This is a genomic window from Moraxella atlantae NBRC 14588 (assembly GCF_001591265.1).
Lineage (GTDB): Bacteria > Pseudomonadota > Gammaproteobacteria > Pseudomonadales > Moraxellaceae > Faucicola > Faucicola atlantae.
Window position 1 is genome coordinate 264420 of the sequence record NZ_BCUL01000001.1, and the last position, 14540, is coordinate 278959.

10 protein-coding genes are annotated in these 14540 nt (G+C 50.1%); 3 read left to right on the forward strand and 7 right to left on the reverse strand.

What is annotated here, in order from left to right; genetic code table 11:
* The 6 genes from MA2_RS01135 to MA2_RS01160 form a co-directional block, all read right to left on the reverse strand.
* Positions 1-2361 carry a hypothetical protein gene (locus MA2_RS01135; protein ID WP_067055167.1) on the reverse strand — a complete coding sequence of 787 codons (2361 nt, stop codon included), beginning with the start codon at positions 2359-2361 and terminating at the stop codon, positions 1-3.
* Between the two features lie 15 nt (positions 2362-2376).
* Positions 2377-4197: a PP2C family serine/threonine-protein phosphatase gene (locus tag MA2_RS01140; protein WP_067055171.1), complete on the reverse strand. Its 1821-nt coding sequence runs from the start codon at positions 4195-4197 to the stop codon at positions 2377-2379.
* 40 nt (positions 4198-4237) lie between these two features.
* Positions 4238-4984 carry a vWA domain-containing protein gene (locus MA2_RS01145; RefSeq protein WP_067055174.1) on the reverse strand — a complete coding sequence of 249 codons (747 nt, stop codon included), beginning with the start codon at positions 4982-4984 and terminating at the stop codon, positions 4238-4240.
* A 350-nt stretch (positions 4985-5334) separates the two neighbouring features.
* On the reverse strand, positions 5335-6540 hold the full coding sequence (locus tag MA2_RS01150) for an amino acid aminotransferase (RefSeq protein WP_067055177.1): 1206 nt from the start codon (positions 6538-6540) through the stop codon (positions 5335-5337).
* Between the two features lie 136 nt (positions 6541-6676).
* Positions 6677-7867 (reverse strand): hypothetical protein, encoded by a 1191-nt coding sequence (locus MA2_RS01155; RefSeq protein WP_115254050.1) that lies wholly within the window; start codon positions 7865-7867, stop codon positions 6677-6679.
* Between the two features lie 15 nt (positions 7868-7882).
* On the reverse strand, positions 7883-8977 hold the full coding sequence (locus tag MA2_RS01160) for a WavE lipopolysaccharide synthesis family protein (RefSeq protein ID WP_067055183.1): 1095 nt from the start codon (positions 8975-8977) through the stop codon (positions 7883-7885).
* Between the two features lie 183 nt (positions 8978-9160).
* On the opposite strand from MA2_RS01160, the gene MA2_RS01165 reads away from it, so the two are divergent.
* Positions 9161-9595, forward strand: coding sequence for an MliC family protein (locus tag MA2_RS01165; protein ID WP_067055186.1), 435 nt, complete (start codon positions 9161-9163; stop codon positions 9593-9595).
* Positions 9596-9639: 44 nt separating this feature from the next.
* Here MA2_RS01165 and MA2_RS01170 read toward each other — a convergent pair whose 3' ends face one another.
* Positions 9640-10755 carry an RluA family pseudouridine synthase gene (locus MA2_RS01170; protein WP_079352156.1) on the reverse strand — a complete coding sequence of 372 codons (1116 nt, stop codon included), beginning with the start codon at positions 10753-10755 and terminating at the stop codon, positions 9640-9642.
* 110 nt (positions 10756-10865) lie between these two features.
* Between MA2_RS01170 and MA2_RS01175 the strand changes: the two genes are divergently transcribed.
* Positions 10866-12170 carry an outer membrane protein assembly factor BamD gene (locus MA2_RS01175; protein WP_067055188.1) on the forward strand — a complete coding sequence of 435 codons (1305 nt, stop codon included), beginning with the start codon at positions 10866-10868 and terminating at the stop codon, positions 12168-12170.
* A 192-nt stretch (positions 12171-12362) separates the two neighbouring features.
* Entirely contained in the window at positions 12363-14540 is a 2178-nt protein-coding gene (locus MA2_RS01180) for a DNA primase (protein ID WP_067055191.1), read from the forward strand.

Below are 14540 nucleotides of genomic sequence, written 5' to 3' on the forward strand. Positions count from 1 at the left end.
TCATGACGTTGCCCACGCATACGGCGGCTTGCAGTTAGATGGCAAGCTGATGGCAGCACGCTCGGCTTGGCGATTGAGCGTATCAAGCACGCTTTGCGCCACAGGCACCAAATCAGGATACGTTTTGGGATAATTAAGCAGCGCGGCGCAGCGTTTTGCCTTGTCATCAAGCAAATAAAACTGCGCCAAAAGCGTGCCCTCAGCAAGGCGTGTGTCACCGTTTTGTTGCGCCAATGCCGCCGCCAATTCCATCATATAGGTATTGGGCACGCGGTCAGCCGCGCGTGGGGTTTGCAGCGCGTACATGACAAACGCTTGCGCGTTAGGGTAGTTATTTTTTGCCAAATAAAACGCCAAATTTGCGCTATATTCACCATGTGTCGGTTGATTTTGCACCGCTTGCGCTTGTAAATACAACGCAGCAGCAGGGTCACGCTTGTTCCAGTAGGCATTACGGGCAGCAGTGTTGAGCTGTTTGGCAAGTGATTTGCTGTTGGCACTGGTCGGTAACTGATTAAAATACGCCATATCTGCCCTGCGAAACGCCTGTTGCGCGGTTTGTTCAAGCTGTGCGATGTCGTCGGCACTGTTTAGCTTATGCGCTAAGTTGCTTAAGGTTTTTAAATCGCGCTGACCGCTATTCTCGGTTGCCAACACACGATCAAAAAACTCGCCTGATAGCCCCAACGTGTCGGTATACAATGCGCGCGCGTCGCTTTTTGCCTGACGGCTTGCCAGCCAGCCCGACTGGTTGGCAGGGTGCGTTTGTGCAAAGTCGGCAAGCTTACGGTTGATTTGGCGGCGTGTCTCGGGCAGCTGCTGATTGATGGCAGCAAAACTGCGCGGTTTGGCGTTGGCGGTGGTTTGGGTTTGGTTGGCAAGCTTGCCAGTGTTTTTGTGCGGTGATGACTGGCTATACGCCCACAAACCACCCGTACCAATCACAAACGCTGTGATAAAGCCCATCAACGGCGCAAGGTGGCTTTTTTTAGCCCGTTTTTTAATCGGCTGATTTTGGCTTGGCGCAGCCGAGGTGTCGGCTTGCGATCTTTGATCGGTCGTTATTTTTGCTGGACGTGATGATGCTGTATTCGTTGCTGTGTCATTGGTCGTATCATTTACTGGATGAATGGGCGCGCGCTTGGCGGCATTTTGCGCTTGGTTAAATTCAGGAATAATCGGCACAGGTGACGCGCTGGGCATCGTTTGATTTAAACTGGGTTGGGTTAAATGTGTTTGGTTTGGTGCAGGCGCGGCGGCTGGGCTAAATTCGCCTGCGCCCAACAAAAAACACCGATGGCACGGCTTGCCCAAAAAATGGATATGGCTGGCATCATCAGGAAACGCACGACAGGCAACAAACTGCCGCTGACGGCTGAGCTCACGCAGGTGCTGCTCCCAGTCATACGCGGTGGGGCGGTCATCGGGATTGGGCGTTAAAAACGCACGGTCGAACATCTGGCGCGTGCCATCATCCCAAAACGTGTGAATGCTTGTTTTAAGCGGTGCAATCTCAGGATGTCCTGCTAAACTGTAGGCGTACAAGCGTTCTTTAATAAACTGGTCGGTGTTGCGCTGGGTCAAGTTGCGCAGGCGCTCAGACAATGGAATAAAATAAAACGGATGAATGCCAAAATTTAAGATTTTAAACAGCTCAATCGCCAACACAAAGCGGTCATGGCGTTCATCAAGGCGGCTGATGTCCTTGTGTTCGTGATACTCGGGGCTGGTCATCTCAGGTGATATCACAGGCGCAGGGAATACATGCCCGTGCTCATCGGTGATGCGGTAGCTGTCACAATCGATAAACCCGACGATAAAGCCTTTGTAAGCGTCATTAGCAATCGCGCCGCTTTCGGGCATCAAACGCAGATTTTGTTCTTTAAAATCAATAAACGCATGCCCATGCGCGTGCAAATCCGCCATCAATGCGCTGATATTGGCACACAGCTGCACGCGATAATTTAGGCTGTTTTGGTATGGGGTCAGCCGCGCTGCCTCACGTGGATACATGAATGGATTTAGCGAAATTGAGCGGTCAAAGTCCAGCTCGGGCATGGCATAGCCCATCAGCCGCCCATCATCGGCAAACACCAGATATTGCACCCACGCAAATTGGGTGTAGCGCGTGCCGGTGATGACCTCTTGCACATGCGCAGGCGGGCGCGCCAACATAGTTTGCAGCTTAGCAAGGCTTGGGTTTTTGGGGTCATCGGGGCGTTTAAACACTTTAGCCACCAACCGCCCTGTGCCAAACAAATCGCCAATCTGATACACCACACCCATGCCACCTGCGCCAATTTGCTGGCTGGGTGAAAGCTCAAGTGGATAGTGTTGGGTGTTGTAAAGCAGATAGGGCATGGATTTTTGACCTTTTTAATTTGACAAGTTAGCGCGATGATCTGGTTGTTGGGTCACTGGCTGACTGGCAACGGCACTGGCGGATACGCTTGTTTGCGTCATATCAATATCAAACGATGGCGGCAAATAAAACACTTGACTGTCTTTAGTGGCATGTTTTAACGTCTCGCCCACCCCATGCGCCAACACCAACGCACGCGTGTTATACGCTGCCACGGTCTGCACAGGCTGCAACGTCAAACGGCAATAGCGTCGCTGGTAGCGACTGGTGACATCAAGCAAAGGTACACCCACACGGGCAAGCGTCTGATTTTCAGCAGGCGTGACTTCATGGCAGGCTAAACCATACGTTAGCGCGATGGCATCATTTGACGGGCGCAACGTATCAAACGCTACAATCTTGCCAGTCATGATGGCTGGTATGCCATGAGCCGCTTGCGTCGTTTGTTGAACAGCAGTCTGCGCCACCGATGCGCTTGGGACTGACGCGCTTAGGACTGACGCGCTTAGGACTGATTCATCTAGGGCTGACGCGGCGCTATCATCGATGACAAACTGTAACGCCCATGCCGCAATCACACCTTGTTGGCGCAACTCTTGCTGCGGCTGGGTTTGTTGGGCGTGCCACATCGCCAACGCAGCCGTCGGTGCAAACGCTTGTGCAGGGGTGCTTAATGTCGGCAACACGGGCGTGGGTGCTGGCTGTACGTGGGTGCTTGCCACATTTGCGGTTAAAGAGTGTTGTATGCGGCTGTAATTACTCCACAATAACGCACCCACACCTACCAATACCGCAACACTTGCCACCACTGCCACATTGCGTCGCTGTTGGGTTGCTGCTGTCACCACTTGGTTGGCAGGCAGGGCGGATACAGGCGTACGGTTTTTTGTAGGTAGGTCTGTTGCTGCTGTTGGGCTGGCTGCTAGCGCGATTGGTGAGGTTGGCATACTGGGCGTTTTTTGGGGGGTGTCAGCCAGTGGCGCAATGCCGCGATAGCGTTCGGGCTGCTTGAGTAGTACGATTAAGCTTTTGTCATCACCTGTCAAACGATACGTTGCAGGGCTGGCAAGCACGTCGCAGAGCATCGCCTCTGCGTCAGCGCATGATATGCTCGCGCACAGATTAAACACCACATTGCCAAAAAACGGGCGGTACACCTGCGTTTGTGTGCTTGCGCCTGTAAATACCAAATCTGCGCAGCCGTCTGACATCAACGCCAACAAATCCACCGCGCTGATATCCAACCAGCGCAGCATCAGCTGGCTTTGCCAATCAGCTTGGGTGATAAACTGCGTTTCATTGACATATTCGCCATCATCGCCTGCAAAGACTTGCAAATCACCAAAGTAATCCACCTGCGCGGTTTGGGTTGTATCATCCATCACAAAACTGCTGGTCATCAACGGGCTGTCACCGATTTGCACCAACAATGCCGCGTCCTCAACCACCAACACAGCACTAAGCGTGGTATGAAAATCACGCAAGCTCTGCCCTGCCGTCATCTGCTGCACCAGTTGGTCGCGGCTTTGGCTAAGGCGCGCCAGCACGGTTTGATTGATCATTTGGCGTGCTTGTGTGGTGTGGTGATCGGTCAGATCCTGCCCGATGACAAACAACGCTTGCCCCACCGCTTGGCAAAAATAATCTGCCCCCTGCTCGCTATGCGTGGCTGACCCTGCTCCATCACATACCACCGCCACCGTTACGCGCGCGTCTTGCCAAATATTGGCGCGGTCTTGGTTGGGCAAACCACTGTCGACATGTGCTTTGCCTATGCTGCTTGCGCAATACCCTTGCCAGCGATTGGCAGTTGCGTTGGTGTGATTATCGGTCATATTTATATTAACACTTTTTAAAATTTTTTAAATAATATTGTCAATAGTTTTGAATAGTTGCCCACGGCGAAATACTGCCGAGCTGCACCGTCTCCCCTGGTGCAGATTGCGACATGGTCTTAAGACTTGCCGATAGCCAAACAAAAAACTCAACAAATTTGACCGAATTAAGCGGCATCGGAGGGGTGAGCGTGGATAACTGGCGCAACGTGTTAAGCTCCTGCGTGCCTGCGTCAATGGCAATTGGGTAGATGATACACTGCCCGTTTTGCTCTGCCGCTTGGCATTGCTGTACCGCCGCTTGCCACACATCGCGGTTGTCGGTTGGTAGCCCATCGGTCATGGCAATAATCCATGGGCGCGTGTAGCTGATGCCATTGTCACGCAAATTGGCGCGTTCGTCCTCGATGAGGTTTAATGCCAACAACATGCCCTGCCCAAGCGGCGTCATGCCGTTTTGGCGAAACACGATCGGCATAAAATCCACCGCATCTGTCCATGTCATCATCAATTCTGCCGTGTCATTGGGACCACCGACAATCACAATCGCCAGTCGCACACGGTTACGCGCGGTTTCATCGGTCATCAAGTCGTGGTAAAACGCGGCAATGCCTTCATTGAGCATATCAATGCGCCGCTTGCCGTTGCCTGCTGCAATTTCCATCGAACCCGACAAATCCAGCACCAATACGCACAGCGTGCGCTGGGCGACGTTGTTGCCGTAGTCAATCGGGCGAAATTGGCTATTGCCTTGTGGTGTGTAGGTGGTGGCGGGCGTGGGCTGCATACGGTTTTTCCTTTTTCCTACTTAGCGCTGGGCATTTAGTGTAGCAAAGTTGGCAGGCAGATGGCGATTTTGTAGATGAAATTTGGGTGAATGTTTTTTGCCATCCAACAAAATGCAATCAGCGGTCGATCATGGCTTACGGCTCGATCAAAAAAGTGCCCATCATAGCGCAGATTTATACAGGCAATTTTGCTGCTTTGGCTTAATTTGGTAAACCATAAAATGGATAAAAAACAACCGTCTAACCAACAAACCGCAACCTAAAAAACGGCTGATAAACAAACCCCCTACACACAGGTGTAAGGGGATTTGTGATTGATGCAGTTGGCTAAAACCTAGCCGATCGCCAATTAGGCGTTGTCATTTGCCAACACCGCAGCCATTGCATTGGCAATATAATCGATGTTGCGTGAATTCAAGCCTGCCACACACATCCGACCGTTGCCAACCATATACACGGCAAAATCATCTTGCAAGCGTTGGACTTGCTCAGGTGTGAGCCCTGTGAAGCTAAACATACCGTTTTGCTTGGTTAGGTATTCAAAGCTGCGTCCAGCAACTTTTTGCTCAAGTGCTTCGCGCAGCTGTGCACGCATGGCGCGGATGCGATCGCGCATGACATACACCTCACCGACCCACTGTTCAAACAGCGCGTCATCATTCATCACGATATCAACCACATGGCCGCCATGTGAGGCTGGACTTGAGTAGATTCGACGAATGGTGTATTTAAGCTGGCCGTGTACCAACTTGGCTTGCGCCGCGTCTTGACAAACCACCGACAAACCGCCCACGCGCTCACCGTACAGCGATAGGTTTTTAGAAAACGAATTACTGACAAAAAAGCTTAAGCCCAGCTCCGCTGCACGGCGAATGGCGTACGCATCCGCGTCCATATCCTCGCCAAAGCCTTGATACGCGATATCCATAAACGCAAGCAAGCGTTTATTTTTAATGACATCCAATACTTGATCCCATTGCTCACGTGTTAAATCCACGCCCGTTGGGTTGTGGCAGCAAGGGTGTAACAATACCACGTCATTGGGGTTTAGCTTGTCCAAAAACGCGAGCATGTCATCAATGCGCACGCCATTGGTTGCAGGGTCATAGTACGGATATTTACCAACTTCAAAACCTGAACCTTCAAAAATCCCGATATGGTTGCCCCAGGTTGGGTCACTGACATAGCATTTGGCTTCAGGAAACCACGCATGAATAAAATCTGCACCAACTTTGAGCGCGCCTGAACCGCCAATCGTTGCCACAGTTGCCACACGTCCATCTTTGATAACCTGCGCATCTTTGCCAAATAGCAAACGCTGACAGGCCGCACGATAACCAGGCAAGCCGTCCATCGGCAAATATGGACGTGGCTTAATGGGATTGGCAATGCGTTCTTCAGCCTGTTTGACTGACTCAAGCACAGGCAAGCGCCCATCATCGTCGTAGTACACACCCACGCCCAGATTGACCTTGTCGCCGCGTAAATCCTCATCGTGCTTTTGCATCAAACCCAAAATTGGGTCGCCAGCGTAGGCTGTTAAATGGCTAAACATGTTAGCTCCTTATGGTTGTTAGTAAAGGTTGTTTGTTGTCATGCTAAATCTTACAAAATGGCCATAGCATAGCACTTTGTCAGTCAAACATAAAGCCTAGACCACATTTTGCCAAAACTATACGCCGCTGCGGTTGCTAACGAATTGCCACCCAACTGTAATTTTTTAGCATTCTGCCCAAGCCATTTTTCCAGCCACGGGCGTTTGGGATATAAGCTTGCGCGTGGTTGAGCTCAAAGCCGTACGCGTGATTGCCGTACGCCATCAAGTACTCGCCATCCAAAAAACCTGCCTGCCCAATAACAAAGCCGCTGCCTTGATTAAATCTGGCTTGCGCTGCGTTACCCAGCAATGTTGCGTTGATGGCAACATAACCATGCCCTGCATTGTGATTGGCAGTGGCTTTGGTGATGTCAATGCTGGCATAATGACGGGCAAAAAAACCGCCCACGGTGTTTTCATTCGCCATGCAGCGATTTGCTAAAATGCGCCCGCCGTTGTCAGCAAAAAAACCATAGCCAAAATTTTGATACGCATTGGTTCGCCGATTGATACTGTTGGCACTTAGCACGCCATTGTGCAATGCCAAATAGCCATGACGGTTGTCATTCGCGCTGCTGTCGTGACACCACAGTGAGCCATTGGTCAGCGCATAAAAGCCTGCCATGTGGTTGTGAGCGGCGTTGCTACAATCGGCATTGATAAACCCACCCGATTCTGCACAAAAACCAAAACCCAAATCCTCAACCACATGCGCGCAGTGATACGCCTCACAGTGCTGAGCATCCATCGAGCCTGCATACGCAAAAAACCCCACATCGCCTGCAAATTGCACAATCACACCCGGTTCACAGCGAACGCTTGCGCCATATCGCGCTGCGATGCCATAATAAAAATGATTCACGCGCACACCTGTACCCACCAGCAGTTGGCTGTTATAAGCGCACATGATGCCTGCGCCATAGCTTTCATCCGCCCATTGACCGTAACTTAAAAACCCACCATGCCCATTGATGGTCACGCCGTCTATTTTAAAAATACCGTTACCACGCTGTAGCAAAAACCCGCACCGATTATCCAAACTACTAAAATGCAGCTGAACGTTTTCAGGATGCGCAACATTGCCGATAATTTCGACCTTATCACTAAAAAAATCGATCTCTATTTGGTCAAAATAGTACACACCATCGGCGATTTTTATTTGAAAAAAGCGTTCATCGCCATAATCAGTAATTTGGCGTTTGCAGTAATTCAGCGCGTCGGTAATTGTGGCAAATCGGCTGGGTACAGCTAGAATCTGAAAGCCTGATTGGTCAAAACGAGTCATAAATGTCATGGGTGTTTAGGGATATAGCCGAGCCAAAATCTTACGCCGCTTAGGTGGATGCGCGCGCTCAAATGCCCTACGCGCCGCTTGTTTTTGCCGCGCTCTTGCCTGTGCGTGTCCAAGCCTTGTGGCATCGGGATTGGGCAGCTGCCAATAATCACAAAATAGCTGATACCAGTCATCGTGACTGATGCAATTTAGCCGCATAAATTCATCGGTATATGCCCATGCGTATTTTGGCAAAGCAAGTCCAAACGCTGCCGTATCAAGCACAATGATGTGACGCGCCAAAAAATCTTGGTGCGCCTGCAAAATACGTGGCGTGATTTGATTGTAGTATGCTGGCGTGACAAACCCACGCGCGTTGGCATAATGGGTAGCAATATGCTGCTCAACTGCAAGCCGCGTACGAAATGCATCATTGCCGTAACTTGCCTCGATGTCATGCTCGTGGTATTCAAAGTAGCGTGCATCCGCCTCACGCATCAATGGCACTGACCAATACGCCTGCAACGCTTCGGTTGTACCAAACTGCGCCCAATCGCTGATATGATACGCCATGTGCTCATACACATTTGGGTCAATGGTGAACAAATGCGGCACCACAATCGGCGCATACGCTGGGCGTGTATTTGTTGGCGCGTGTTGGGCGTGATTATCCGCGTTTTGATGAGTGAAAACTTTGTTTTGATGAGTGAAAACTTTTTGCTGATAATATTGGTAGTAATCAAGTAATTGATGGGAGGTCAAATAGCTGTCAGTGCGTAACTTGATGGCGTATGGCGTAGTCGCCACCTGTAGCCCTGCCAAGGTTGACACAATTTGCCGATTAACATTGTTGGGTGCATGGTAACCAAACTTGATATTTGGCAACCCTCCAGGGTCTGGCGATCGCACGATGTGATCAATGCCCAATTGTTCGGCAGTTGCCCATTTTTTAGGCAAACTTACGCTTTGCCACGTGGATAAAATAATGTGAGCTTGTGGATAAGCGGCTTTGGTACGCGTCACGTTATACAAAAAATCACTGCCATCGTCATTGCCTGTACCAAGATTTTGGGTATTGAGCCCACCTTGAAAAATAATCGTGACTTGACTGCTATCTGGCATAGTATGATCTCAAATTATTATAGGATATTAAATTTTGCTTGGCAGGCTATCATAAAATAAAACGCGCCATAATTTAAGAGCGCACGACAATTATATTTGACTTAGCGCACTGCTTAACATACGATAGTATGCCGAAGGTCTAATCAAGCCTATTGTTAATTTACATATTAAACAGGAAAAACGATGAAAACATTGCTAAACATCACCGCCGTAACCGCACTTAGCGCAGCCGCTTTGGTTGGTTGTAACTCAACTGCGCCAAATAACGCCAAAACCACCACAGCGGTACAAACCACAACCACCACACAAAATACAACACACATTGCCGCGCAGCCTGTTGTCGTGCAAACCACCACCCAAGCCGTCACACGCACGTTTCGTTGCCAAAACGGTTTTATGCCAAAAATCACCTATCTAAACACCAACCAAGCGCAAATTAGCGTACAAGGTAAAACCCAAGTGCTTAATATTGCCACCTCAGGCTCAGGCGCGCGCTATGTGGCAACCACAGGTATGTGGGGGACAGGTGCAGAATGGCACGAAAAAGGCAATGAAGCGATTTTCACCTTTAAGGGCACGGACGGCTCAACGGTAGAAACCGCTTGCCAAGCCATGTAATTTGCTGGCGTTTTTTTTTAATCCAAGGGATTAGCCTGTTTCGGCTAGTCCTTTTTTGTTAAAACATCAATCAACACCTGCATATCCGCTGCCAAAGGTGCTTGCACACGCACCGCCTGCCCCGTGATGGGATGCACAAAGCCCAGCTCATACGCGTGCAACGCTTGCCGCGCAAAGTCATTGACTTGTGTCTGCTGCGCTGTGTTCAGATGTTTGCATAATTTCGCCGTTTGGCGCGTCGATCCATATATAGGATCTCCCAGCAACGGGCAACCAATATGCGCCAAATGCACACGGATTTGGTGCGTACGCCCGGTCTCTAAGCGCAAATCCGCCAACACCAACCCGTCCGTGACGGGTGTTAGCTGATCAACGTGTGTCACGGCAGGCTTACCGCTTGAGGTCACCGCCATTTTGGTGCGCTGGCTGGCGTGCCGCCCAATCGGTGCATCAATCGTACGCGGTAAGCTGGCAAGCGTATCGGTATCAGCCAATGCCAATGCTTGGTAGCGGCGATATACGGTTTTGTCTTTAAGCTGCGCGATCAACGCCAATTGGGTTTTGTGGTCTTTAGCAATAATTAATAGCCCCGTGGTGTCCTTGTCGATTCGATGCACCAACCCAGCACGCGGCAATACGCGGCTATCGGGGTAATGATACAGTAGCGCATTGACCAAGGTGCCCGTCCAGTTGCCTGCCCCTGGATGCACGACCAAGCCTGCAGGTTTGTTGACCACCAACAAATACGCATCTTCAAACACGATATCTAACGGGATATTTTCGGGTAAATCTGCTTGTGCTGCCTGTAATGCTGCATAAAGCGCGACCACATCGCCTGCCTTGACGCGGTATTTGGGTTTTTGTGTCATGCCATTGATGGTTAATGCGCCATCATTGAGCCAATCTTTGACCTGCTCACGCGAAAAATCTGCCAACCAATGACTTGCAACTTTATCGATACGTTCACCTGCCTGCGTGTCACTGATCGTCATTGACTGCTGCAAAACGCTCGGCGCGGCTAGACCTTGCGCCGCATTTTGTGCCTGTATGAATCCATCGCTGTCATCATCAAAATCGCTATGATCAGCCTTTAAATCAGCCAAAGTGGTTGGTGTGTTTGCATCATCAAAACGGGTTACATCAGTTGCGGCTGTCGTCATGGTGGCGTTACTTTGATTACTCAGGTTAATTGCTTGGGTTACTTGGCTAAAAACTTTATTTGGCTAAAAATTGACTTTGCATTATAGCATGATACAAGCCAAGCGTTTTGGTGGTTCAAATTTCACTACAGCCACGCCGCCAAAATATGCTAGACTTAGCAGAATTTTTGATTGATAAATTTTTGCGGTTGTTACAGATTTTTTATAGCTATACGGCGCGAGCAAAACGCGCCCATCAAGAGGGTGTCGCCATGCGATTAGGTCAAGTTAATGTCATCTCAGTGCGCTTGTTAGCATTAGTGCTGGCGTGTTCGGTTGCCACAACGGGTTGTCAGACAGTCAAAGGTGTGTTTGGCAAGGGCAAAAAAGATGACATCTCAGCCACCCAAGCGCGCACTACCCAACAAGGCTACTACAGTGAGGCGCAAAACTACATCGCTAAAGGCAGCTACGCGCGCGCCACTGCGACACTCAAGGACTTGCGCACCTTTTATCCTGCAGGCGAATACGCCGAACAAGCCTTGCTTGACCAAATGTATGCCGAATTTCAGCATGGCGATTACCTAGATGCGGTGGCAAGTGCCGAGCGTTTTATTCAGTCCTACCCAAGCAATCCACAAATTGCGTACGCTTATTATGTACGCGGCGTGGCAAACATGCAGGTTGCCAATGATGGATTTTCTAAATACACCAACCTAAACCCTGCCCATCAAGACATGGGTTACTACCGTGTGGCATTTGCTAATTTGCAAGAGCTGATTGCGCGCTACCCCAACAGCCAATACGCCCCTGATGCCGCGCTGCGTCTGCGCTATATGTACAATCTTTTTGCCGAGCACGAGATGAACATTGCGCGTTGGTATATCAAGCGCAAAGCCTACGTGGCATCTGCCAATCGTGCCAAGTGGGTGTTTCAATATTATCCGCAAAGTGAGGCAACTCCTGAAGCCATCGCGACCCTTGCCTACAGCTACCAACAACTGGGCATGACTGACACCGCACGGCAATACCAGCAGCTACTTGCCATCAACTACCCACAGCTACTTGACCGTAACGGTAACGTACGCCTAGAAGACGCGCGGACAGGCTCAAGCTGGCTGAATAAAGCCACATTGGGCCTACTTGGGCAAAGCGCAACCAACCGCGACCTATCTACCGTCCAACCAGATGCCACCAAAACTGCCACCAAAACTCAAGTTATCCAGCCTTCACTTCAGCAACAAGCCGCTATCCAACAAGCAGCAAGCTTACGACTTGCCAATGCTGACGTTGCGCCCAATGCACCAACCGCCACGCCCAATACCAACTTGCCCAATACACCTGCGCAAGAAGCCGAACCAGTGGCACCCAATCCATTGGATAACATCAATTTTGGTTTAGGTTTGCCGCCTGATAATACCAGCCCTGTCAAATAAAACTTGCTAAAGACCGAACACAGCCCCATTTAGATTTTTCTAGATTAAGCTTAACGATATACCCTGGCGCGTTTGTAACTACCCAGACGCGCGGCTTTTTTGTCTTCTCAATATCGTTTGAGCCAAACTTTTGGTTAAAAAATACCGCCCACTACTTTTTGCAGTTATTAAGCCACCAGCCGCCCAGTCACTATGAGCAATGCCATCATCGAGCAAATCCTTGCCAATGCCGATATCGTGCAGATCATCGGCAAGCATGTCGAACTAAAACGCTCAGGCAAAGAGTATAAAGGCTGCTGTCCATTTCATGGCGAAAAATCCCCGTCGTTTTTTGTCAATCCCCAAAAAAATCTCTACAACTGTTTTGGCTGCGGTGCCAAAGGCAATGCCTTAACCTTTTTAAAAGAATATGAAAACCTAACCGCAGGCGAGGCGTTGCAAGAATTGTCGCGCCAAACAGGTATTGAGCTGCCCAAAGACAAGCCCAAAGACGTATCATATCAGCGTAAGCCCATCGTGCCCGTGCCTGTAGCCAGCACAAGTCCACCCCAAAACCTACCTAGCCCATCACCAAGTTTACCACCCGATTGGCATGCGTCCGTGAGTAATCATGGTGATGATATACCGTTTTTGCCTCAGGACACGGCAGCAAATTTTGCGCCTACCAATCCCACTGCGAGCAATGAGGCAGACACGCAAGGCAATTTGTATCAACTGCTGCAAGCCGTTTGTCAGTTTTATCAGCATGCGCTACAACAAAGCCCAATCGCTCAGCAGTATTTTAAAAACCGCGGCGTGACTGACGATACCATCGCCACGTTCGCGCTTGGCTATGCGCCATCCGATTGGCACCACTTAGAACAGGCGTTTGCGCGTGACATTGAGGGCTTGCGCGCGTTGGGACTGGTGCGCCAGTCTGACAAAACTGGCAATGATTATACCCTGCTGCGTCACCGGGTGATTTTTCCAATTCGCGATTATCAAGGACAAGTGGTAGGTTTTGCAGGACGCGCGCTGTCGGATAATGACAAGCCCAAGTACATCAACTCTAGCGATTCGCCTGTATTTCACAAGCAGCATTTGTTATACGGCTTGTATGAGGCACGCACGGCAAAAGCCAGCGACTGGTTGGTGGTTGAAGGCTATATGGATGTCATCAGCCTGTATCAGGCAGGCGTGTATGGCGCGGTCGCCAGTATGGGCACAGCGATTGGTACACCACAAATCGAGCGATTGTTGCAGCTTAACCCTGTTTTGACGTTGAGTTTTGACGGTGATGAAGCTGGACAAAAAGCAGCATGGCGTGCCATGGAAAACGGCTTGCCCGCGCTTAGCGATGGTAAAGAGCTACGATTTTTGACCCTGCCTGACCAGCATGACCCCGACAGCTTTGTTAAAGCGCATGGCGCCGAGGCAATGCGCGAGCAAATCCGCCAAGCTGTGCCGCTGTCACAATATTTGTTCTCAATTTTAAGCCGTCGCTATGACATTACCAGTGCCGAAGATCGCAGCAGGATTTTACGCCAAGTTAGTACGCTGACCCAAAAACTACCTAAAGGCAGCTATGGTTGGCTGTTGCGTGAGGACATCCGCACACGGTTGGGACTTGGTCGGCGACAACAGGCGCGACAAGCCCAAGATGCCCTGATTAACTTTGCCAGTAAAGTCACCGCACAAATCCAACTTCAGCTGTGTTTTTTGTATCATCCCGAATTGCTGGGCGCAAACGTCGATGGTGCCCTTAACCAAACGCTGCTGACCCAAATTTATCAAGACAGCCGCGCGTATCGGGCATTTGTTTTACCACCGCGTTTGGCAAAAAAATCTACCTCACCCAATGCCCATCGGCTTTTTGCCAAACTAACGTTTTTGCCTACCTACCGACACGATCACCATGATTTATATGTACGCCTGCAGCAAAACCCAAGTGTTATCGATCGGTTGTTATTTTTGCACTATCAACACCATTATTTGACTTGGCAAAACATCGCCGATGATGACTTGCTGCGGTTAATTGCACGTGTACAACAAGCCCAATCCAATCTTGCTGAAATTTACAACGACGACACACTCACCACCAGTGAGCGTACCGATGCCAAGGCGTATTTTATTTTGGCAGGCTTACCGCCCGAGCAGCAACGCCAGCTAGTGCCGCATTGGTTGAACTTTGCGGCTGATTTAGAAGCGCGATCGGTTGATGACTTGACGGTGATGATCAACGAGATTTTACTAAATTTAATGATTCAAGCATTAGAGGAGCAAAGCAAAACGCTGCCCAAACGCGATCTACTTGCCGTACAAACCCATCGCCAACACCTCATTGCCATCAGCGAATGGCAACGCGACTACCACCGCCAGCAATTACAATAG